This window comes from Alteromonas sp. 14N.309.X.WAT.G.H12, from assembly GCF_036697315.1.
GTDB lineage: Bacteria > Pseudomonadota > Gammaproteobacteria > Enterobacterales > Alteromonadaceae > Alteromonas.
This window is the reverse complement of record NZ_JBAHZB010000057.1, coordinates 1-22,184: the sequence shown is the minus strand read 5'-3', so window position 1 is coordinate 22,184 and position 22,184 is coordinate 1. Positions and strand designations below refer to the sequence as shown.

Genomic DNA, 22,184 nt, shown 5'->3' with positions numbered 1-22,184 from the left:
CAATATGGGAGGGGACGCCGCCAAGACTCCGGTCGTAGAATGGTGAAGTGTCATTGATGACAACTTCACAGATCGCCGATTCTTCGTCATAGCTGATTAAACGGTTGATCAGTATCATCGGGGCTTCATGGGTAAGCACCTCTTGAATATCATAGGTTTTCATGCAGATGCTCCAGGATCAGGCTGATATTATTTCCACCGAAAGCAAAGGAGTTGGACATACAATAGACGGGTTTTTCGACTTTCCCATCGGCGACCATGGTCAACGGTGGCAAACGGGGATCCACGGTTGATGTGCGATTTTTAGGTAGTTGCACTTGGGGTTGCTCAGTGGTCATTAATAGCCAGCAGAAGGCGGCTTCCAAGGCGCCCGCCGCACCTAATGTATGTCCGGTAAGGTGTTTAGTGGAGCTACAAGGGACGTCACAGCCAAATAGTCGTGCCACTGCAGCCGATTCCATTTCATCATTCTTTATGGTTCCCGTGCCATGCAGGTTCAAATAATCGATATGCTCAGCTTGGCAGTGGGCGTCTGTCAGTGCGGCATTCATAGCGGCTTCGGCCCCCTTACCTTCGGGATGGGGGCTGGATATATGATAAGCATCGGAGGATTCCCCCACCCCTGATAGAGCTATTTTGCCGTGATTTTTGGTCATAAAAAATAACGCCGCCCCTTCCCCTAAATTAATACCGTCACGGGCTGCATCAAAGGGACGGCATATTTCTTTGCTTACTGCTTCTAAGGCACTAAACCCATTGACTGGCAAACCACTTAAGCTGTCTGCACCGCCGCAGATGGCGGCATCGATAATGCCTGCGCGGATAAGGGAACGGGCACTTATTAAGGCTTTTGCCCCGGACGTGCAGGCTGTTGAAATGGCATACACAGGGCCTTTGGTTCCACTTATAGCGGCAATAAAATCGGCCGTGGCCGACATTTCCTGCTTGCTGTAATGGTACCCGTGAGGCCAATTTTTGTGTTGTCTAAAATGTTGTACCGCCTCTTCACCACAGGCAATACCTGAAGTGCTGGTACCGATGATGACACCGAGACGTTGGACCGAATGACTGGCTTTCCAATCTTCAACGGCCTGGGATATTTGCCCATAGGCTGCCAAGGCCAGTTGGTTATTTCTCGACTGTTGATGAGGAGGGAAACTCTGCATATCTGGTAGGGGAGCGGAGACCTGTCCTACCCACAAAGGATGATTTTCAACATGCAAGTGGGTATCGCAGGTAAGATAGACCTGTTTTTCGTCTAGTGTCGTGAGTTTTTCACGTACGAGGGTTTTATCTATACCCAGTGAACAAACTATACCCAGTGTATCGAGAGTAATCGCCATACTTACTTTACGGTCTCCAACGAAATTTTGTATCCCTTATCTAAATGGAAGATAATGGTTTTGTTATCACTTTTCTGTATTCGTATTACCGGTTCGCCCGCTTTTGTGATTTCCCGTACGTTATTTTCTCGTCGATGCAGGGAAACATTTTCGCCTTCAAGGTTGGCATCAAGTTCAGCGATGGGCCATAACGCCAGTTGAAGGTCGGCAATAATAAAGGATGGCGTTAAATTTTCCACCTCAAAATAGGTTTTTGCTTTTGTTCCGGCCGTTTCTTGCCAAACCATGGTCATGATGGGCACACCAGAAAGGGTAAAGGCCGCCAGAGCTATGTGGCCATCGCTAAATTCTGTTTGTATCATGGCTTGTTTTTGCTCGTTGTTGTAGTAAGCCGTAAGCACTTCGGTACGGCTTTCCCCCCACAATACTTCAGGCGGAGAGGAGAGCCGTAGTTGAACGCCATCACTTACAGATACTTCGTTTACCGCCTTTGATTGGGACGGCGAACTAACGCAACCGCCAAGCAAACAAAGGCCCGTAAGAAACACAACAAACAGTGAGAAATGGCGCATCACAAGGGTTCTTTACATAAGGTATGTAACACACGAAAACGGCGTTCGCTTTGTGCTACATAGGGGTTTTTCGTGTCCCAGGCATACCCTGCCAAAATGGATGAAATCATATCTCGCACGTTGTTGCTTTGCGGGGCAGAAGAAAAAATGACAGTTTGGAACTCGCCGGTATACCAAGCATTCACAAAGGTACGAAAACAGTCAATGCCCTGTTTAAGGGGGATGGCATATTCTTGTTCTAAGTCCACGGTTTCCCCCTGCAAGATACGATGAACTAGGGGGGCTATGAGTGAAGCAGAATGCAGTGCAATGGTCACGCCCGAGGAAAACACGGGATCGAGGAACTCACCGGCATTACCTAGCAGTGCATAGCCTTTGCCATGCAGTGAAGATACGCTCACACTGTATCCTCCAATCATTTTTGCGTCCTGCTGCCATTGGGCATTTTCTAATAACGGTTGCAGGTTGTCGGATTCGGCAACAAAAGCTTGAAGTCTAGCTAAAGGAGGAGAATTACCTTCAATTTGTTCATGTAATCCCACTACGCCTAGGCTACATGTACCATCAGAGAAGGGGATCAACCAATACCAAATATCTTCATGTTGTGGATGCACGGAAATAAGGATCTTATTGCGATCAAAATGGGGATCCGTAATATTGTCTTTGATATGGGTGAATATGGCGTTTCTGGTTGGTTGGCTGCTGGGGCGATCCAATTTAAGAAGACGGGGTAAAACACGTCCAAAGCCACTGGCATCTAACAGAAATCGCGCTGATACCTGGTATTCTTCTGTGTCACTCGTGACGTGAAGATATTGCTTCTCATCGATGAGTTCGATCTGATTAACCTGATGGCCAAAGCGAATAGTCAGTCCTTTTTTTTGTGCTTCATCTGCCAGTAAGTTATCGAAAGCTGCCCGTTTGACCTGATAGGTGGTACCTGGGCCAGGGGTGAACTTCTGACTAAAATTAAAATCGGTATAGTTGCCGTTTTTTGAAAAGGCGGCACCATCTTTATACTGAAACCCCAGTTGTTTAGCGTGGGCATGCAAGCTGTCAGTTAACCCCGCTTGTTCTAAATAGACCATGCTTTGGGGGAGTAAACTTTCACCGATACTAAAGCGAGGGAAGTGTGATTTTTCTAATGCCAGAACACGCCAGCCAGCCTCGGCTAGCAGGCTTCCTGCTACCGTTCCTGCAGGACCCGCACCGATAATTACTACATCAAAATCCTCTGAAGTCACGTAAATTCCTCTGTCACAAGTGGCGTTAAAATAAGCGTGAGTAACACGCCCGTTAAGACCGTCAATCCAACCTGATGTATGGCCGGAGTTTGACTGAAAATTAATACACCAAAAACACTCAAAGAGGTAATGCCCGACAGTATGATGGCAAACTGGGTATTGGGCTTACGACCCTGACTGAGATAAAAAATAAGGTAGTCTGCGGCAAGGGCCAGAATTAACATCACCGCCAGTAGATGAAATAAGGTGAGCATGGAGTCAATGACATAACTGATCACTAAGGCTCCGCCGACAATATTGAACAAGACAACCAAGGACATCAGGGCACTGCCAAAGCCATAGCGGTAAAAAATGACAAAACAGATAATCGCCAAGGTGATACAAGCAATGACGGTAACGTGATGTATGAGATCGCCCATTGACTGGGTCAACATACGGGCTTTGTCGTAGGGGATTGCATCGATAGAATCAATGGGAACATCATCGCCATTTTCAGGTTGTAAGGTAACGGCAAACCAGCCTGTCACTCCATCAGGTTGCTCAATAATATGACTCTCGTAGAGTTTCCCAAATGGCATTTTTTTAAATTCATCTGCGGTTAGAGGGGCGGCGGGGGGTGTTGGAATCGGCGACGATACCCATTCACTTACAAGGGTGAAAATACCTGTGTCTATGGCGTGTTGCCATTTTTGCCGGTTTTGTAGCTGCGCAGAGATCGGGGGTAGCCACTGACTGATTGCATCAAAGCGCGCATCTGGATAGGGAATTTGGATCTGTTTAATGATGCGCGCTTCTTTTTCAAGGTATGCCTGCAATGAGGAGGCGTGGACAAGATAGCGCTGCTGGTTCGCAAATAGATAGTGATAATGGGTGGCTTCCTGCTGCTTTAGCATGGAGGAGCTGGCGTTAAGTACTGCCGGTGATTGCACAAATTTAGGCTGGAGGTATACCACAAACAAAACCAGTACTAGGGTACAAGCGCTAAGAATGACCTTCGGGTAATGCATAAGAAAGGCAGGGTTTTTACCCTGAGAATACCGATAAAGCAGGCTTTGCTTGAAGGTGGGGGTTGCTGTGACCGGGACGATCCACATGGCAAAACCCCAAGCGGCAGTCAGGCCGGCAATAACAAAGACAGCCACCTGAGTGAGCATGGACACGCCGGTAAGGATAAAACTGCAATATCCCATTGTAGTGGTGATAAAACCCAGGGTGATGGCGGTTTTAATTTCCCGGGTATTCGGGTTCTGCAAAGGTTGCTGGTGAGCGATGATGTGTAGCGTATAGTCAACGGCAATACCGATAAGGGTGATACCAAAAACCAGCGCCAACACATGTACAGTGGGAAACACCAAAAGTAAGGCCGCAAATCCCGCGATAACCGCGGCCAGTACGGAAAGATGCACATACAAAAAAGTGTATAGATTACGGAATGTTAACCCCATAACCAGTACAAGAATAACGATGGACAGGGTACTAAAAAGTCCCATTTCTCGTTTCGCAAGTTCTGTGTTCTCCGCGTTATGAAAGGGCGCGCCTGAATAGAGTATATCTGATTGGGGATAGTCGTTTCGCCATTGCGCCAGGCGGCTTGCTAAAGTATTAAAGGACTCGACTTCTTGATTTTCCAGGCCTTCATATTCGAAGAAAAGAAAAATGCGTCGTCCTTTGTTGCCATCAAGAACAAGGTTATTGCCCTGAAGGCTAAACAGGGCGGTCTGATGGATTAAATAAGACAGCAGTGCCGCGGTGTTCAAGGTGGGATCAAAGGCAATACTGGCTGAGATAAAAGGGGACGCGGTCTCTGCAAGTCGGGTATAGAAAAAATCCCCATAACTGGCGGTGGATTGTATGGCTTGTGCAAAATCAGGGCTTAAGATCAGCGGACTGTAATGGGCATAGAAGCGCGCTAATTCCTGTAAATGACCATTATTTTGATCTTGTAGCGAAAAGTGATGCTCGTGAAGGTATAGGCGTAAGGTTGAAAGAAGTGTTGGATCACTGCCCGCTTTTACAGAAATAATCCCCTGGCGTACTGCTTGGGATGAAAAATCGTGATCTGCACGGGCTAGCTCGGAATGGTTAGTGGCGGGCAGGGCTGCCCGAATATCCGCGTTATATTGGGTACGCTCTGTGGAAACATCATAAGCAGTAAACAAGGTACAGCCGATAATAATAAGCCAATAAATGACAGCGCTGAAAGAGAACTTCATTGGTGTCACTTCACGGTGCCGACATTAGGGATATCACGGTGATATTGCTATCGCTATCGGTCATCGTGATGGATGTTATATGGGTGTGCCCACAGAGTTGAAAATCTTTAAATACAGCGGCAATGGCGCTGGATTTAGGAACCATGGCCACGCAATCGGGCTTGTCCGCCTCATCGGCAAAGGTAAAGTCATTTGCCAAGGCATCGAGATCGCCACTTAATAGTTGCTGAATTAATGATACGAAAGGTTTGGCTTGGGGCATTGCTCTGCGTCCAGCGCTTTCATCCCACAGGTAAACTTGTTGTTTTTCCATGGTTAATGTTTGCGGCACCGGGGTAATGGTTTCCCAGGATAATTGGGTGTGGGTGATACGATAACGGCCAGTAGACACAAAAGGGCGCTTTAATATTGCCAGATGCTTTTCTTGTTTAAATTTACCCTCAACAGGCAAATCCACGGAAAGGGCCAGTTTCTCTTCCACCGCACTTATGCTGAGGTTTTGTCCGTATACCTGTAGGCTCATCAAGCAAAGACATATCCGTATCATCCAGGCTTTTGTCATGGCAGTACCTTTGCAAGTTTTTCGTGCAGTATGGGCGGGCTGGCAAACTGCATTTCTTCTGTCGCCATGTCCACCGCGACTTGAACGGTGTAGGCTTTGGTTAGGGTTTTTTGTGTTGCTTTATCTTTGATTAAATAATCTATTTTAAGCCGGTTTTCGATCTCTTTTAAATAAGCGGTGACCTCGATATGTTGGCTAAAACGGGCTGAGCCAACATACTTTATCTGCATATCGATAATCGGCCACAGGTAACCGGAGTCATTCATTTGCCCATAATCATAGTCAAATAACCGCAGAAGTTCACAGCGGGCGACTTCCATATAGCGAGGGTAATTGCCATGCCATACAACCTGCATGGGGTCGCAATCATGAAAGGGAATTTCTATATCGACCTTAGCACTGAGTATGCTGTTACGACTGTTCATACAAACTCCAACGTTTATTTTCAATGGCCTCTACGGTATAGCGAAGTAATGCTTCGAGTGGGCGATCCTGTGTGAGTGGCTCAAAAAACGACACGATATCATCATACATGGCAATCACAGGTGGCGTCAGTGTCGATTTATCCAACTCACCTTGGGCAAAGCGCAAACGTAAGGCCTGTACGGCGCCCAATAGGGTACTGGCGAGCACCTGTTCTGTGAGCTGTAAAACCCGCAAGGCATCCCTTGAGGCAATGGTTCCCATACTGACTTTATCTTGATTATGGCATTCCGTTGAACGAGAAAATACGCTGGCGGGCATGGTATGTTTCAATGCCTCTGCGGTGTATGCTGAGGCACCAATCTGTACGGCTTTAAAGCCATGATTGATAAATCGGGTTGCAGGATCCGCACCGCTTAGGTTAGGTGCCAGGCCGTTGTTATAACGGGTATCAACCAGCGAAGCGAGTTGTCTGTCTGCTAAATCGGCCTGATTGGCTACCAAGACTTTCAAGGTATCCATGGCCATGGCAATGTGGCCACCATAGAAATGACCGCCATGAAGCACATGCTCGCCTTCACCATCAATAAGCGGGTTGTCGTTGGCTGAATTGAGTTCATTTTCAATTAACGAACGCAGCCAAGGAAGGGCATCAGCCAGCGTACCTATCACATGGGGCGCACATCGGATGGAGTAGCGGTCCTGCAATCGATGGGAATTTCTCGGATGGGTAAAATGATTGAGATCCTGTTGGATCCAAGCGGCTACTTGCTGCTGACCTGCATGGGGTTTGGCGGCAAACAGTTTGTCATCAAAATGGTTGCTGTTGCCTTTAAGCGCTAAGCTGCACAGTGCGGTGATCCGTGTCATCAGCTGCATTAAGTATTCGGCGCGACTGAATGCTTCGCAGGCAATGGCGGTCATCACCGCGGTGCCGTTCATGATGGCCAACCCCTCCTTTGGGCGCAACTGAATAGGCGACAGTTGGCATGATTTAAAGGCTTCGGCGCTTTGGCAAAGGTTACCGTCGAAATACACTTCTCTTTCTCCAACAAGGGCGCCGGCCACGTAGGAAAGCGGAGTTAAATCACCACTGGCTCCCACCGAACCTTCCTGGGGAATACGTGGCACGATATCATTGTTCACCATATCGACGAGCAGATGAAGCAGTTCCCAACTTACGCCAGAATAGCCTTTAGACAATGACGCTAAGCGGGTGGCCAAGATGGCGCGGCCTTGGGATTTAGAAAAATACGCGCCGAGCCCACAGCCGTGAAAACGGGATAGATGCAGGGGTAATGCAGGTACCAGCGAGGAGGGTACTTCGGTGGTAACCGAATCGCCATATCCGGTGGTGACCCCATAGATAACGCCGTCTTCTTTCAGGAGTTTGTCGAGAAAGGCCAGTGCAGAATCTATTTTTCGGCAAAAGGATGGGTGTTTTGACAAGGTGACTGCCACTTTGCCTGATGCAATTGCATTGACGTCTTCAATGGTAAGAGGATGCTCGCCAAAGACGACTTCAGGTTTGCCGTGCATACTATTTCTTCTCCGTACTAGGTGACCGCAAGACGTCTTCATCTTGCTGCCAGAAATCATAAAAATTAAACCATTGCATAGGATATTGTGCGGCGTAAAAAGCAAGCCGCTGGGCAAAACGGGCAATCACTTCATCTAGGTGTGACTGTCGGTCTTTTCTGGGCAAGGTTAAAGGGGTACTAAAATGTTCGAAAATCATGTGGTAGCCTGTTTTTTCCCGTAGGCAAAACAGCAAATACACCGGACATTCCAGCAGTGAAGCTAGAATAAAGGGGCCTTGGGAAAAGGGCGCGGGAAATCCCATAAAATCGACGTAGCTCACTCTGCCGGACACCGACACACTGGTTCTGTCGCCCACAATAACTAAGGATTCGCCTTGATCAATTTTATCTCGTAATTGGATCATCAGCGCCGGAGTGATATTACTCACTTCCATCATATTGATCCTGACGTCAGGATGAATTTTTTGCAGTAGAGAATTAAATTTAATCGCATTCTGGGTGAAGACCAGTACATTGATGGGGCTGGCATATTTGTGGGCATTGAGCGCTCGGCATACTTCAAGGTTGCCTAAATGAGAGCCGATAAAAATGGCTCCTTTGCCTGAGGTACGAATGTGCTGAAACAAGGCTTCATTGGTGTAGGTGAGATCAGCAACGGATATTCTTCCAAGCCAGGCATCAATTTTATCGAAAGCGGCATTGGAAAAAGTTAAAAAGTGTTTGTAACCGCCCCAGAAACCGGTATTTACCTGCCCATTTAACTTGGCAGCACGAAGACGAAAAGTCTCAGATGCCTTACGGGCCTGTTTGCCTGATAAATAAAAATACAACACCACCGGTGCCATCACACACATTAGAACACGTCGACCGGCGATACGGTAGACGGTTAGCAATATCTGCATGCCAAGGAGCGTGCCCCGCTCCTGAATTTTCGACCAGTGTTGTGGTGTACTCATAGAGGAAATTTTCGCCTTAACAGTGAGGGAATTCGAAGGAGCATGCCAAAGAATAACCGGGTGTGCATCCAGGATATTAACAGGTTGTCGCGAAAGAGTTTAAAGTGTGAGGCACCATCCTCGGGGTAGGTGACCTTTGTCGATTTAAAAATAATAGGGGTTTGTTGCCAATACAGGCGCACTAAAATCTCGATATCAAAATCCATCCGCTTGCCAAGAGACACTTTCTTTTGTAGTGCATTGCAGGGGGCGAGCGGATAAACACGAAAACCACACATGGTATCTTTTAATGCAAAAGACAGTGTCTCAATGGTGACCCAAAAATGGGTGATGTAGCGGCTGATAAAACGGTGTTTAGGTATACTGTCATCAAACTCGGGGGCACCACTGATCACCGCTTGTGGATTCGCTTCGCTCAGGGCCAACATGGGCGCGATATCGGCTAAATTGTGCTGTCCATCAGCGTCAATTTGGAGTGCATGGGTAAACCCCAGTTCATGAGCAACTTTTAGCCCTGTTTGTACCGCCCCGCCTTTTCCTTGATTACGTTGATGATGAACCAATTTTAGTCGTGGTGTTTCTTGCTCTAATGCTTCCAAAACAGTACGAGTGGTCTGATTACTGGCATCATTCACCATGATAATTGGCAAATTAAAAGCGCCGAGGGCGGCTACCACCTCTTGGATTTGTTGATGGTGGTTGTAATTTGGAATGATAAAGCAATATTTAGACACGGCGCATGATCACACGGCCTGTAGCATGTGTGCCCTTTTCTGAGCTGTAATTGAACAGAAATTTTTCTTCACTTTTCTGTTCGAGACTGAGCGTGATATGGGTATCAGGAACAATAACCACTTGGAATTTGAGTACTTCCACCTGCTGAACTAAGGATGAACACAAAGACAAATACTCGGCAGCAAAATGCGTTGCCCAGTCGAGTTGCACCACACCTGGCAAGATCGGCTGGCCAGGAAAATGCCCACGAAACCAGTGTAAGTTACCTGGAACAAAGAGGTTGAGCTTCACTGACTGAGACGATTGCTCGCAGTTTACCAGCTCAGGTAAAACGGGATGACAGTCAGACAAAAAGCGCCTCCAACGATTTATGAGTTAATTTTCCTTGTGTATTGTACGGCAGTGCATGAACAAAGCGCCATTTTCTGGGAAAACAAACCGGTTCAAATCGGTTAGCAAGGTATTGCTTTAATTGTGCCACTAGACGGCGCTTGTTTGCTGGCGACGCCGGGAGACAACCCGGTTGGGCCGCAACCACAATGACCAGGCTGCGTTTCGCTCCCGATAATTGCAGTAGTCGACAATTTTCTACGGCAGGGTGGTGTCGAAGATAAGCTTCCATGTCTTCCATATCCAGCCGTTTATCTTCGACTTTGGCAATTCTGTCGGTACGGCCAAGCAAGTCAAAGGTGCCGGTTTGGGTGACGGCAGCACGGTCTGCCAGTGTGGTCCATTCTTCCGCTAAATACGGCGAACGAATACGTAAGGTTGAATTTTCGCCCAGTGTGACTTCAATGCCAGCAAAGGGTCGCCATGAAGCTTCAGCGTGAGTGATTTCACGCCAGGCAATTCCGCCGGTTTCTGTACTTCCATAAACCTGAGTCGCTGGCACAGACAGTTGCTGATAAAGCAAGGTGGCCGCCTCGTTGGGTAACGGTGCGCCGGAAGAAAATATCCGTTGAAGCCTTGCTTTGTAGGGGATAAGTACATTGTCTTGCACTAGCCGGGTTAAAAAGGCCGGACTGGCAACAATAATGGCTTTTTCAATGTGAACTAGCGCCTTTGCCATATCTTCTGGGTAAAGATATTGGGGGTAAATGGTCATGGATGTCGCTAGCGGTAGCAATAATTTGAACAGCAATCCGTATACGTGCTGATGAGATACGGTGCTAACGACGCTTGCGGGGGCTGGCGATGAGTCGGAAAAGAAGGTCGCAATTAAATTGTGCACTTCGCGGTTCACTTGCCACCAGTGTTTAACAATGGGTTTGGCAGCGCCGGTGGACCCAGAGGTAAAGAAAATGAGTTTGCCAGTATGGGGCCAATGCAGAGGCGTACCCTTAGACGCTTTTGGTTCTGTAACAGTGCTATCTTCCACCGAAGGTAATTGGGCGTCGATGATTTTATCGCCACAATACGCGCTGGCTAACTGCGCCAGTTCGTGGTGTGTGTCTGGCTGGTTATTCGGCGGTAAAATAATATTACTTCCTTCCATGCCCAGGGCAAACAAACGTACTGAAAAGTCATAGGCGTTTTCGCTAAATAAGAGTACAGATTGGTGGCAAAGCCTCATAGCCTGTATTTTACGTCTATATTGGGCAACGTCCTGTCGCCATGTCTGCGCATCGACAGCCAATTCATTGTTAAAAAATAACGGGCCCTCGACGGGTAATGAGAGATCAACGGAGGTCATACTTTAACTACACATTTGCGAAATAAAAATTCCAACCCAAATAGCGCACCCATGGCAACATAAGCGATAAACCCGTTGTACAGCATCCAGCTTTGTATATCGCAATATAAAGCGGTATAGCCGCTAATTAGCCCATTTATTATGAAAAACACGCACCAAACCCCCGTAACATTACGGGTATACCTTACGCCTGAGGGCGGTAAATCGGGTTTCTGCAACTTCGCTAAGCTTTCTATTATCGTTGGCGGTTTTACCAATGATAAGGAAAAAACAACAAGTAACATGGTATTTATGGCGATGGGATACAGCTTAATGCCGGTGGCGGTATCGGCCAGTAAACTGACCAGTAGCACCGGTATACTTCCCACTGGCGCCCATACTAGCCAAGGGGGCACAGATTGACGGGCAGCCGAAAACCCCACCCTCGCAATCACGACAATAAGGAGGATGCACGCCAAGGTTGCCGGAGACAACGTCTGCAAACCAAAATACACCACAAAAGGATATAGGGCTAAAATCACGCCTATACCCCAGATGATGACGGTTTTCACACGCTTTAATTAAGCAAGTTGTTGAGTTCAGTAAGCACATCATCCACAGTACGCACTTTTTTAAAGGCTTCTGCTTCAATTTTCTTACCGGTCAGTTCACGCAGTTTTACAACAAGATCGATGGCATCAATGCTATCGAGATCCAGATCCTGATAGAGATGAGCCTCTGCGGTGATCGCCTCATTTTCTATTTCAAAGTCCTCAATTAACACGTCCTTGAGCATGTTAAAAAGTTCATCTTTTGTTTTCATCATCATAACTGCTTTTGTGATTCTATGAATGCTGCCAAATTGTCGATGGTAGCAAAATGTTGTTTTGTATCTTCAGCGTTGGCGTCAATACTTATGGCGTATTGTTTTTTTATCGCTAAGCCGAGTTCGAGTGCATCAATACTGTCTAAGCCTAAGCCATCAACGAAAAGCGGTTCGTCATTTTTGATATCCTCAGGCGTAATATCTTCTAGGTCGAGCGATTCGATGATGAGCGTTTTTAATTCGTGTTTTAAGTCACTCATAATGTTGTATATCCTCTGAAAAAAAAGCTTGTAGCGAACGGGTATAACGCCGCGTTTCTTTTGTAATTATCTCCCCTTCTTTGGGCAAGGGGGCATTATCTTTTATCTCTACCGAAAAGGTAAATTTCTTTTTAGGTACCTGATACCAGCGGTTTTCTTTTGTGAGTGTAGAAGGCGATACATTAATCCCTAAAATTAGCGGGGTTGCGCCACATCGCACGGCGATATTTGCGGCCCCCCGTTGTAGTTTTGGGGATTTCCCCGGCGTTGTCCGGGTGCCTTCTGGAAAGATGATCAGGTTATTTCCTGCCGCTAATGAGGCGTTACATGCCACAAGTACCGATTCTGGATCATCATTACTGATATAACCGGTGGCTTTAATCACACCACTTATAAACGGGTTGCGTAGCAATGACGCTTTGACAACACAATCAGCCCTTGGCAAATAGGCAATCAGAATGACCACATCAATGAGCGACGGATGATTTGCCATCACGAGTTTCCCTTGCTGTTTAGCAAGTATTTTGGCATCAGGGACGTGAAAATTCCCCACACCTATCCACTGCATTAAATTAACAAAGAAACGGAATGTGCGACTTACCCATTTTTTGGCCTCTTGTTGTTTTTTATGCGGATCTTTGTAGAGCCACGAAAGCAGAGGGAAAAGGGTCGAAGACAGTAGTAAGCCGCCAATGCCGAACACGGCGAAACAAAAGCCCGTTGCCAGTACGCGATAGAAATAAGATAAAAAGGCTAACATGGTGTGTACTTCCATTGCCAGCCTTGGGCGTGATTAACCGCATTTTGCGATTTGCTTATGTCTTGGGCAAAAACCACCGAGAGCGGCAGACCCCCATCGGGGCTTTGGGGTGAAGGCTTTTGGGTTAGGCGAATATTGGCTTTTTTCTTCGGTTCGATAATAAAAGCAAGTGCATGACTGATTTGTTGTTCGTCTTGAAAGCCCTCAAATAAAGGGGGAAGGGCTTGGTCGACATGCACGACCATAACTGAGGATTGATCTCGGTGTGCTTTGGCAATTCCCTCTGCAATTGCCATGGGTAAGGTGTTTGCTCCGGCAACAACGGTGGTAGAGGGCATGGTTGATGCACTTAATATGGAAAATAGACCGGCCACCGCGTTATGAACTGACAAACTAAACGCGGTGGGGGAAAGGGGGGCTTTTTCTGCCAAGGTTTCAAGTAGCGCTGAGGTCTGTGTTAAATCGCCATGACGGGAGCTAAATACGGTGGCCAGAGGTTGGGGATAACCGTCACTGGTTTGATAGGCACAGTGCAGTGCCATTTTCATGAATGGGGATAATCTGCGTCTTTGCATGGCACTTACCCACGGAAGCTTAGGCCAGCCTCTTGTATCCAGCGCTAAGGACGCATCAGCCTTAAAAGCGATGCTCGCTGACTGACAGGTTTTTTGCCAATAAGTAAGGTTAGTTAAATGAAAAGTAAAATCCATTGTCTATTAAATACCAGTTCACCGAACAGAGACTATCCGTAATTTCCGTTAACTACCACGTAACTGTGTTGAAAGGGCGGAATGTTACCATTTGGCGTGCTGGCAGTCTATTGATGAAACCTTGGTTTAGTCCTGGGCAAGAAGCGAAAAAAAGGGGGGAGATTTTGGTCGATGGGGGGTCATTGGGCGCTTTTATTTGAGAAAGAAACCCTTACATCAGGAGAACAGCCCTATTAACGTTAAAGAAAATGCAAAAACAGGGTTAAAATTTAAAAGGGGAAGCTGCGGGAAACCACAGCTTCCTACCATCCGTCGGAGATTTTAGAAGCGATATTCCAAACCAATACTGGCTTGTTTTAAATCGGTGTCAAAGTCAGCATCATCTATATCGTCCGAGAAAGTATCGGCGTCCATGTCGGCATCGTAAACGGTATACTCGGCATTAACTAAGAAGTTCTCCGTGATGTTATAGGACAGCCCAGCACCAATAAATAGACTCTCGTCATCATAGTTGCCCGATACCCCCGCAACATCGTAATCGGTTTCCCACCATAACTGTCCTGCCTTGGCATAAACGGCAAACTTGTTGGTAATGGGGAGTATGCCCTTCACTCCGGCAGTCCAACCGTCGGTGTCGGCGCTAGATAGGTCGTTACCATAATCGCCGAAATCAATCGCGGACCCCTCAATGGCAAAGTAGCGGCTAAAACGGTAGCCCACAATACCTTGCAGTACGTCGTTGTCATCATCGAAATCGTCGTTACCATCAACTTTTAAGTAGCCATAATTACCGCCCACATAAAAGCCCGGATCATCTTGCCAGGGCGTGTCTAAAGATTGAGAAAAAGCGGCGGTGGAAGTCAATGAGGTAAGCGCTGCAATGCCCGCGAAAATTGGAAGTGATTTTTTCATCCTAAATGTCCTCTATTTGATTAACAATTACTGAATTGGAGCACCTTCACTGTTTCAATCGTCATGCCATCTAATTTGGTGGTGATTTGTACAAAAAAAGGGGGTTAAACCTTAAATTCGGGTAAAAAAAGAACAGCGTGAATAAACAACGTGAAACCGCTGCAAAATGTTTGTAGGGTTTACAAGAGGCATGAATCAGTGCCAATGAGAGGGTAAGCAGGAGAGAGGGTGAGCCAGATAATTCAACAGTCCATGGATTTGTATCCACAGGGAGTACCAGAGGCAACAGCTTTACCGTCAGGTGAGTTTTTAAGCACCAATCGGGAAGGCGAAGTGTCGGTAGTTGCACCAGATAAGCCCACACTAACAGTGGTGGCACCACCAAAAGAAAAGCGAAATGGCAGTGGGATTTTACTGTGCCCCGGTGGCGGCTATGAACGATTAGCAATGGATAGAGAAGGGTTTCATGTGGCTCAGCGTTTGGTTCAATACGGGATCACCGTCTTTGTATTAAAGTATCGAGTGCCATCGGCCATGGGGATGCAAGACCCGTCCATAGGGCCGCTACAAGATGCCCAACAAGCCATGTGGCTAATCCATTCACAAAGGGCGCGATGGGCAATTGATACATCTAAAGTGGGGGTGATGGGCTTTTCTGCCGGTGGGCATTTGGCCGCCACATTATCCACGTGGTTTAAAAAGCCCCTGTTCCCAGAGCGGGGTAGAAAACATCTTCGTCCGGCATTTCAAATATTGATTTACCCGGTGATATCGATGGAAGGTGACATAACCCATCAGGGTTGCCGTCATGCTCTCTTAGGGGAGAACCCGACAGTGGAAAAAGTTAAGGGGTTGAGTGTCCAAACACAGGTTACCACTAACACACCCCCAGCCTATATGGTGCATGCCAATGACGATAAGTCCGTGCCCGTGGCAAATGCATTGTGCTTTCATCAGGCCTTAATAGAAAAACGGGTGCCGGTACAATTACTGTTACTGCCAAAAGGGGGGCATGGTTTTGGCCTGCATCACCCAACGGATTGGTTTGCAAACATGATGGAGTGGCTCACTATTGAGGGATATGTCGATAAATGACAGACGAAAAAAAAGCCCGCAAACGGGCTTTTTTAATGTTGTTACTTTTTACAGGGTAAAGGCAAATAAAGCGGAGCCTGCTTCATGATAATCAACGGCCATAGCGATGGATAGCAAGGTAATGTTAAGGATGGAAAAACCAAATACCTGGCGAGCCCAACCGTTAATATCAATATCTCGGCGATAGCCTCGTAAGGCCATCAGCAGCCACCAAAAGCTGGTGGTGGCTGCGACGGCTAAGAAGCCTATGCCGGTATACCCACTGATGGGTAAAAGCAAGGTGACTAAGGCAAATACGGCAATATAAAGCACGATTTGCTGTTTCGCTTTACTGATCCCTTCTGCGACGGGAAGTACAGGAATGCCTGCGGCTTCGTAGTCTTTAAAACGGAAAATGGCGATGGCATAGGAATGGGGCATTTGCCACAAACTAAACATCACCAGCAAAATAGCGGCTGCAGTATCAAACTGCGCGCTCACCGCACAATACCCTACCACAGGAGGTACGGCACCAGACAGACTACCCACCAAGGTGCCGTAAACCGAGTTACGCTTCATATACAGGCTGTATATACCCACATAAACCACATAACCTAATGCGGCAAAGAATACCGCGGTGGCATTAGTGTAGATGCCTAACAGGGTGAAGCCCATGATACCGAGTACCACACCGTGCCAGAATGCCGCTTTTACTGACATTTCGCCAGTGACCGTGACCCGCGAGCGGGTACGTTGCATCTTGGCGTCTATATCCCGGTCTATGCAGTTATTGATTGCACAGCCTGAAGCGACAACCAATGACAAGCCAATGAGGGTTGCAGCCATAAGTACCAGGTCAATATCCCCCCGTGAAGCCAATAAAAATCCACCGGCTACGGAAATGAGATTGCCCATAATGATACCAGGCTTAGTCACGGTTAAGTAACGACGAAACATGGGGTGTATTCTCCCGTTTACAGTATTCAACGTGCGTAGGATGTACCAGCCGAAGCTAGTACATCATCATCGCGTTGGACTCGTAGATAATCCAGACAGATAGACCCACCACCATAATGATGATAAGGGCGCTGAATAAAAACGAGATAGTGCTGGCTTTGCCGTCTTCTGTGACGAAATTCAGATGCAGGAAGTATTTTAAATGCACCCAGATTTGCACCACACCCATTGTGACGATACTCCAGATGGTGGCGCCTTTTGAAAAGTCGCCTTCCATTACCATCCAAAATGGAATAGCTGTCAAAATCACCGACAATACGAAACCAATAACGTAAGACTTTACATCACCGTGATCGGCTGCGTGATCGACTGAATTTGCATTATGCTGACTCATTACACCGCTCCCATCAGATAAACAACAGTGAATACGCAAATCCAAACAATATCCAAGAAGTGCCAGAATAAGCTTAGGGCACTTAGGCGGGTTACTGTTTGGTTACCCAATCCTCGGCGCAGAACTTCGATGATCATAATGGTCATCCAAATTAAGCCAGAGGTGACGTGCAAACCGTGCAAGCCAACCAGCGAGAAGAACGCGGTTAAAAATGCACTTGTTTGCGGGCCATTGCCATGCTCGATAAGGTGATGGAATTCATAGATTTCCATACCAATAAACACAGCGCCGAAGGCCCAGGTAACAACCAACCATAATAGTGTGCCGCCTTTATTTTGCTTGTGGGCACAAATCATGGAGAAGCCGAAGGTAATACTACTTAAAAGTAGTGCTGCGGTTTCTACAGCGACGAAATCCAGTTCGAAGATATCTTTACCGGACACACCGCCGGCCGTGTTCATAAACAACACGGCATAGGTGGCAAAGAAAGATGCGAACAACAAGCAGTCGGTCATCAGGTAGATCCAGAAACCAAACACATTGTTGTTTTCGTGATGCTCGTGCTCGTGATGCATATCAGTGGCTACTGTACTCATGCGTTCACCCCTTTAGATGCTGCTGTTAAGTGAGCATCTTCAATACGTTCAACTTCATCAGGCTGTACGTAGTAATCCACATCGCTGGTATAACAACGTTTGATGAATACTGCGATACCACCAATCAGGCCAATGATGGCCAACCACCAGATATGCCAAATCATGGCAAAACACATTGTGGTGAAACAGGCGCTCATAAAGACACCCGCTGAGGTGTTCTTAGGCATATGAATAGGTTCATATTTGTCCAAACGCTGGTAAGACTCACCCCGTTCTTTCATGTCTGTCCACGCATCAATGTCTCTGATGTGAGGAATGTGCGCAAAGTTATAGAACTGAGGTGGAGACGCGGTTGACCACTCAAGTGTATGGCCATTCCACGGATCGCCTGTAGTATCTTTCAGTTGTTCGCGGTTTTTGAAGCTCACGAACAATTGTAATAACTGGAAGAAAATACCAAAGGCAATGACAAGGGCACCAAAGGCAGCGATGTAAAGCCAGATATTCCAATCCGGGTTGTCGGTGTGGTTTAAGCGACGCGTCATCCCCATAAAGCCAAGAACATACAAGGGCATAAACGCGAGCATGAAACCAATCTGCCAGCACCAGAAGGAATATTTACCCAGTCTCTCGTTCAGTTTAAAGCCCATGGCTTTAGGGAACCAGAACGCAAAACCAGCAAGATAACCAAATACCGCACCGCCGATAATGGTGTTGTGGAAGTGGGCAATCAAAAACAGGCTGTTATGCAATACATAGTCGGCACCTGGAATAGCAAGCAGAACGCCGGTCATACCACCGATGGTGAAAGTCACCATAAAGCCTAAGGTCCACAATACAGGTACACCAATAACCAGGCGACCACGGTACATAGTGAACAACCAGTTAAACAGTTTCACCCCTGTGGGCACCGCAATGACCATGGTCATAATGCCGAAGAAGGCGTTCACGTTGGCGCTGGATCCCATTGTGAAGAAGTGGTGTAACCACACAATGAAACCTAGGATAGCAATGGCGCCAGAGGCATAAACCATTGATTTATAGCCGAATAGACGCTTACCCGTAAAGGTCGAAATAATTTCTGAGAAAATACCAAATGCTGGCAACACCAGAATATACACTTCAGGGTGTCCCCATGCCCAGAACAGGTTGATGTACATCATGGAGTTACCGCCTGCTTCGTTAGTGAAGAAGTGGAAGTCCAAATATCTGTCTAGGGTCAGCATGGCCAGTACGGCAGTCAAAATAGGGAATGACGCAGCAATCAAGATGTTGGCCCAGGTACATGTCCAGGTGAAAATTGGCATTTGCATTAACTTCATGCCTGGTGCACGCATCTTAATAACGGTAACTAAGAAGTTAACCGCAGTAAGGAGCGTACCGAGCCCGGATATCTGCAAGGCCCATATGTAGTAGTCCACACCGACCCCGGGACTAAACTCCAGCCCAGCAAGTGGCGGATAGGCTACCCATCCTGTTTTAGCAAATTCACCCAAACCTAATGAAATATTAACCAAGATAGCGCCACCGGCGGTTAACCAGAAGCTAAGGTTGTTCAGGAAGGGGAAGGCCACATCTCGTGCACCAATCTGTAACGGCAACACAATGTTCATCAGACCAATCATAAATGGCATGGCCATGAAGATGATCATAATAACACCGTGAGCGGTGAAGATTTGGTCGTAATGCTCTGGTGGTAGGTAACCTTCTGCGCCGTTGGTAGCCACAGCCAGTTGCGTACGCATCATAATGGCATCGGCAAAACCACGCAGCAGCATGATCATGGCTAGGATGATGTACATTACGCCAAGACGCTTATGGTCGATAGATGTGATCCAATCGTTCCACAGTGTACCCCACTGCTTCGCTTTGGTGATTAAAACCGCAAGTACGAGGCCAAGAATCGCTACCACACCCAAGGTAATCATAATAATGGGTTCGTGGTAGGGCACTGCCTCTATGGATAATTTACCTAAAAAAGACATAGTTACTCTTCAACTCCCATATGATGGCCTTCATGCTTACCGGAAACTGCGTTTTTCGGCTTGCTGTAGAAGTCCATAGAACCGTGATCTTTCATATATTTCATGACGATCTCGTGGAACAAGCCATCACTTACGTCGCCGTAATAGGTGACTGGGTGATATTCCGTGGGTTCTGCCAGTGTTTTATAGCTTTCAGACGTGAGTGACCCGCCTTGTTGCTTCACTTTTGCTACCCAAGCATCAAAATCTGCTTCAGTGGGCGTTGCAATCGTATCGAATTTCATGCCTGTAAAACCGGCACCGCTATAGTTGGCCGAGATACCTTTATAGGTACCTGGTTCGTTAGCGATAAGATGAAGTTTGGTTTCCATGCCCGCCATTGAATAGATTTGACTACCCAATTGAGGAATGAAGAATGAATTCATCGTGCCTTCGGATGTGATTTTGAATGCCACAGGCTTGTTGGCCGGAATGACCAATTCATTCACTGTAGCAATACCTTGCTCTGGGTAGATAAACAGCCATTTCCAGTTCAAAGAGACCACTTCAACAGTGAGGTGTTCGCCTTTGTCTTTCAAAGGTGCATAGGGATCCAGTGCATGAGTAGAGCGCCAGGTAATTACGCCCAGAACGATTACGATCAGAATTGGAATTGACCATACCGTGGCTTCGATTTTGGTCGAATGCGCCCATTTAGGGGTGTAGACCTCAAAATCACGGCTGGCGCGATATTTCCACGCAAAATACAGTGTCAGTACAATCACCGGAATGACCACGATAAGCATCAGAATCGTACACAGAATGATCAGGTTCTTTTCTTCGATGCCTACCTGTCCTCTCGGATCAAGTACACCACCGCTGCAACCGGCTAGTAATAGCACGATTGTGGCAAAAGCTAATTTAGAAAGGTTACGAATAGACAAAACCATGTTCCTATAACCCGGGTTTAACGTTATTGCCGTCAGATGACGACACGCATGTTTTCGATAGCGATTATCGAAGATTTTCAGATAAGTGAATGTGTTAGCGCATCAGCAAACAGTGATCATTGACACATTCATTCGTTTTTTACCCAGCAACATAACTTGCTAAGTAAAAGACGTCATATTTCACCTATCAGAAGGCGGTGCCCGACAGCCAAATTGTTGTACAAATGGTTGACGGTAGTCGTCATGAACGACTAAAAGGGGCTCCGGTGATTCGAATATGACCTGACGGGAAGACTGGGTCTGAATGAATCGAATACCTACAAAACTGATAAGTAGCAGCGGGGTATATAAAGACAAGGCATGCTGCATTACTGCGAGGGAGTGAGGTTCTACTACAAGGTTGTCATGCAGCGCGCTAACGAATTCTGAGGAATCAGCCATAGTGCCACTGATGATAAGCACAACATTGAAAATAAGAATAAGCGTCGCCAGCCATAGCAATACCCCAACACATTTCGTGCTGTTAAGGGCTATTCGATTCATCGAATAGGGATTTGCTAGGGATTGGGCTGTAACCATCTTTGTTGAAAAATCCTCACCAAGTGTTGCAAATTTAGGCGTACAAAGTCATCGGCGTGTTGCTTGGGCGTCAGAGACTAGTGAAAAACATCGCGACACTCAAGGGGGGAATAATGGAAATATTCGAAACTCACGGATGACGCGTTCATGTTATTAACACTATTAACAAATGCTTAACATGGTGTGTATGGTTGATCTAAGTCAAGTAATAACAACCTGTATCAGGCGCGGCGAAAATAGCACCTTTTTGGTGATTTATGTATGTAACTTTACCAACATTTTGCTGTGTTATTAAAAATACACGAGATCTTGGGCAGTAAAATTAACAATTTTTAAACAACCGATAAATCCACCGATTTTTGCGCTGAATGGAAAAACCCGAGGTCTTGAATTTACCAGTACTGTTTAATAGTTGACCATTAGTAAAGCTTTTGGAGGCTGGCTAGGGCTTTAATCATGGCACAGAGGATTTTATCGGTATGTCATCTTTAGTATGTCAGAATTAAATTTCATAGAAATAAAAGCTACTGGCAAAGCTGTGCAATTCTTTATAGACTTCGCCTTTTACAACAAGTTCCTGATGAACCGTGGTAAACAATAAAGAACCCAAAAAGAGGTTTTACTGCTAGACAGACATCGGGAAAGTGACAATAAGGGTTCAAAGAATGTCTTTACAAAACGTTGGTTTAGTCGGCTGGCGAGGAATGGTCGGTTCAGTGCTTATGCAGCGTATGCAGCAAGAAAATGATTTTTCTTTTATTGAGCCAACCTTTTTTACCACTTCGCAAAAAGGCATGCCTGCACCGGATTTTGCCGGCAAAGCATGTGGTGTACTCGAAGATGCCTATGATATTGATGCGTTAAGTGCGCAAGATATTATTATCACCTGTCAGGGCGGTGATTATACCAAAGCGGTTTACTCCAAATTACGGGATGCGGGC

24 protein-coding genes and 1 pseudogene are annotated in these 22,184 nt (G+C 46.7%); 2 read left to right on the top strand and 23 right to left on the bottom strand.

The genetic code is table 11. The features are described from left to right. Nucleotides 1-149: 149 nt before the first annotated feature. From V5298_RS13900 to V5298_RS13820, 17 genes are all read right to left on the bottom strand, one after another. Entirely contained in the window at nucleotides 150-1,343 is a 1,194-nt protein-coding gene (locus V5298_RS13900) for a beta-ketoacyl-ACP synthase (protein WP_332932048.1), read from the bottom strand. A gap of 2 nt (nucleotides 1,344-1,345) precedes the next feature. Beyond that, on the bottom strand, nucleotides 1,346-1,915 hold the full coding sequence (locus tag V5298_RS13895; RefSeq protein WP_332932050.1) for a DUF3261 domain-containing protein: 570 nt from the start codon (nucleotides 1,913-1,915) through the stop codon (nucleotides 1,346-1,348). After that, nucleotides 1,915-3,159, bottom strand: a complete 1,245-nt coding sequence (locus V5298_RS13890; RefSeq protein WP_332932047.1) for an NAD(P)/FAD-dependent oxidoreductase — start codon at nucleotides 3,157-3,159, stop codon at nucleotides 1,915-1,917. The genes V5298_RS13895 and V5298_RS13890 overlap by 1 nt, the downstream gene beginning before the upstream one ends. Then, nucleotides 3,156-5,372, bottom strand: coding sequence for an MMPL family transporter (locus tag V5298_RS13885; protein ID WP_332932046.1), 2,217 nt, complete (start codon nucleotides 5,370-5,372; stop codon nucleotides 3,156-3,158). The genes V5298_RS13890 and V5298_RS13885 overlap by 4 nt, the downstream gene beginning before the upstream one ends. 10 nt (nucleotides 5,373-5,382) lie before the next feature. Then, nucleotides 5,383-5,934 (bottom strand): outer membrane lipoprotein carrier protein LolA, encoded by a 552-nt coding sequence (locus tag V5298_RS13880; protein WP_332932045.1) that lies wholly within the window; start codon nucleotides 5,932-5,934, stop codon nucleotides 5,383-5,385. Next, nucleotides 5,931-6,359 (bottom strand): acyl-CoA thioesterase, encoded by a 429-nt coding sequence (locus V5298_RS13875; protein WP_332932044.1) that lies wholly within the window; start codon nucleotides 6,357-6,359, stop codon nucleotides 5,931-5,933. Before V5298_RS13875 ends, V5298_RS13880 begins: the two co-directional genes overlap by 4 nt. Beyond that, entirely contained in the window at nucleotides 6,346-7,896 is a 1,551-nt protein-coding gene (locus V5298_RS13870; protein ID WP_332932043.1) for an aromatic amino acid ammonia-lyase, read from the bottom strand. The genes V5298_RS13875 and V5298_RS13870 overlap by 14 nt, the downstream gene beginning before the upstream one ends. Nucleotide 7,897: 1 nt before the next feature. Beyond that, nucleotides 7,898-8,854, bottom strand: a complete 957-nt coding sequence (locus tag V5298_RS13865) for an acyltransferase (protein ID WP_332932042.1) — start codon at nucleotides 8,852-8,854, stop codon at nucleotides 7,898-7,900. Continuing rightward, nucleotides 8,851-9,588: a glycosyltransferase family 2 protein gene (locus V5298_RS13860; protein ID WP_332932041.1), complete on the bottom strand. Its 738-nt coding sequence runs from the start codon at nucleotides 9,586-9,588 to the stop codon at nucleotides 8,851-8,853. The genes V5298_RS13865 and V5298_RS13860 overlap by 4 nt, the downstream gene beginning before the upstream one ends. Next, a complete protein-coding gene (locus tag V5298_RS13855) occupies nucleotides 9,581-9,940 on the bottom strand; it encodes a thioester dehydrase (protein WP_332932040.1) in 360 nt (119 codons plus the stop codon). Before V5298_RS13855 ends, V5298_RS13860 begins: the two co-directional genes overlap by 8 nt. Further along, entirely contained in the window at nucleotides 9,933-11,282 is a 1,350-nt protein-coding gene (locus V5298_RS13850; protein ID WP_332932039.1) for an AMP-binding protein, read from the bottom strand. Before V5298_RS13850 ends, V5298_RS13855 begins: the two co-directional genes overlap by 8 nt. Beyond that, complete coding sequence (locus tag V5298_RS13845; protein ID WP_332932038.1) at nucleotides 11,279-11,803, bottom strand: hypothetical protein; 525 nt, start codon at nucleotides 11,801-11,803, stop codon at nucleotides 11,279-11,281. The genes V5298_RS13850 and V5298_RS13845 overlap by 4 nt, the downstream gene beginning before the upstream one ends. A 35-nt stretch (nucleotides 11,804-11,838) precedes the next feature. After that, complete coding sequence (locus V5298_RS13840; protein WP_332932049.1) at nucleotides 11,839-12,084, bottom strand: acyl carrier protein; 246 nt, start codon at nucleotides 12,082-12,084, stop codon at nucleotides 11,839-11,841. A gap of 2 nt (nucleotides 12,085-12,086) precedes the next feature. Next, complete coding sequence (locus V5298_RS13835; RefSeq protein WP_332932037.1) at nucleotides 12,087-12,347, bottom strand: phosphopantetheine-binding protein; 261 nt, start codon at nucleotides 12,345-12,347, stop codon at nucleotides 12,087-12,089. After that, nucleotides 12,340-13,122, bottom strand: a complete 783-nt coding sequence (locus V5298_RS13830) for a lysophospholipid acyltransferase family protein (protein ID WP_332932036.1) — start codon at nucleotides 13,120-13,122, stop codon at nucleotides 12,340-12,342. The genes V5298_RS13835 and V5298_RS13830 overlap by 8 nt, the downstream gene beginning before the upstream one ends. Then, the gene (locus tag V5298_RS13825; RefSeq protein ID WP_332932035.1) at nucleotides 13,101-13,817 is read right to left on the bottom strand and encodes a beta-ketoacyl synthase chain length factor; all 717 of its coding nucleotides are present in this window, start codon (nucleotides 13,815-13,817) and stop codon (nucleotides 13,101-13,103) included. The genes V5298_RS13830 and V5298_RS13825 overlap by 22 nt, the downstream gene beginning before the upstream one ends. 321 nt (nucleotides 13,818-14,138) lie before the next feature. Then, a complete protein-coding gene (locus V5298_RS13820) occupies nucleotides 14,139-14,729 on the bottom strand; it encodes a porin family protein (RefSeq protein ID WP_332932034.1) in 591 nt (196 codons plus the stop codon). 228 nt (nucleotides 14,730-14,957) lie between these two features. Between V5298_RS13820 and V5298_RS13815 the strand changes: the two genes are divergently transcribed. Continuing rightward, nucleotides 14,958-15,824, top strand: coding sequence for an alpha/beta hydrolase (locus tag V5298_RS13815; RefSeq protein WP_332932033.1), 867 nt, complete (start codon nucleotides 14,958-14,960; stop codon nucleotides 15,822-15,824). A gap of 48 nt (nucleotides 15,825-15,872) precedes the next feature. On the opposite strand, the gene cyoE is transcribed toward V5298_RS13815, so the two are convergent. From cyoE to V5298_RS13785, 6 genes are all read right to left on the bottom strand, one after another. Further along, entirely contained in the window at nucleotides 15,873-16,760 is an 888-nt protein-coding gene (gene cyoE, locus V5298_RS13810; RefSeq protein ID WP_332932032.1) for a heme o synthase, read from the bottom strand. A 55-nt stretch (nucleotides 16,761-16,815) separates the two neighbouring features. Further along, a complete protein-coding gene (cyoD, locus tag V5298_RS13805) occupies nucleotides 16,816-17,154 on the bottom strand; it encodes a cytochrome o ubiquinol oxidase subunit IV (protein ID WP_332932031.1) in 339 nt (112 codons plus the stop codon). After that, nucleotides 17,154-17,750 (bottom strand): cytochrome o ubiquinol oxidase subunit III, encoded by a 597-nt coding sequence (gene cyoC, locus V5298_RS13800; protein WP_332932030.1) that lies wholly within the window; start codon nucleotides 17,748-17,750, stop codon nucleotides 17,154-17,156. The genes cyoD and cyoC overlap by 1 nt, the downstream gene beginning before the upstream one ends. After that, complete coding sequence (gene cyoB / locus V5298_RS13795) at nucleotides 17,747-19,735, bottom strand: cytochrome o ubiquinol oxidase subunit I (protein WP_332932029.1); 1,989 nt, start codon at nucleotides 19,733-19,735, stop codon at nucleotides 17,747-17,749. Before cyoB ends, cyoC begins: the two co-directional genes overlap by 4 nt. Nucleotides 19,736-19,737: 2 nt before the next feature. Next, on the bottom strand, nucleotides 19,738-20,658 hold the full coding sequence (cyoA, locus tag V5298_RS13790; RefSeq protein ID WP_332932028.1) for a ubiquinol oxidase subunit II: 921 nt from the start codon (nucleotides 20,656-20,658) through the stop codon (nucleotides 19,738-19,740). Between the two features lie 186 nt (nucleotides 20,659-20,844). Continuing rightward, entirely contained in the window at nucleotides 20,845-21,243 is a 399-nt protein-coding gene (locus tag V5298_RS13785; RefSeq protein WP_332932027.1) for a hypothetical protein, read from the bottom strand. A 665-nt stretch (nucleotides 21,244-21,908) separates the two neighbouring features. On the opposite strand from V5298_RS13785, the pseudogene V5298_RS13780 reads away from it, so the two are divergent. Continuing rightward, nucleotides 21,909-22,184 (top strand): annotated as a pseudogene (locus V5298_RS13780) (aspartate-semialdehyde dehydrogenase); the annotation flags it as partial.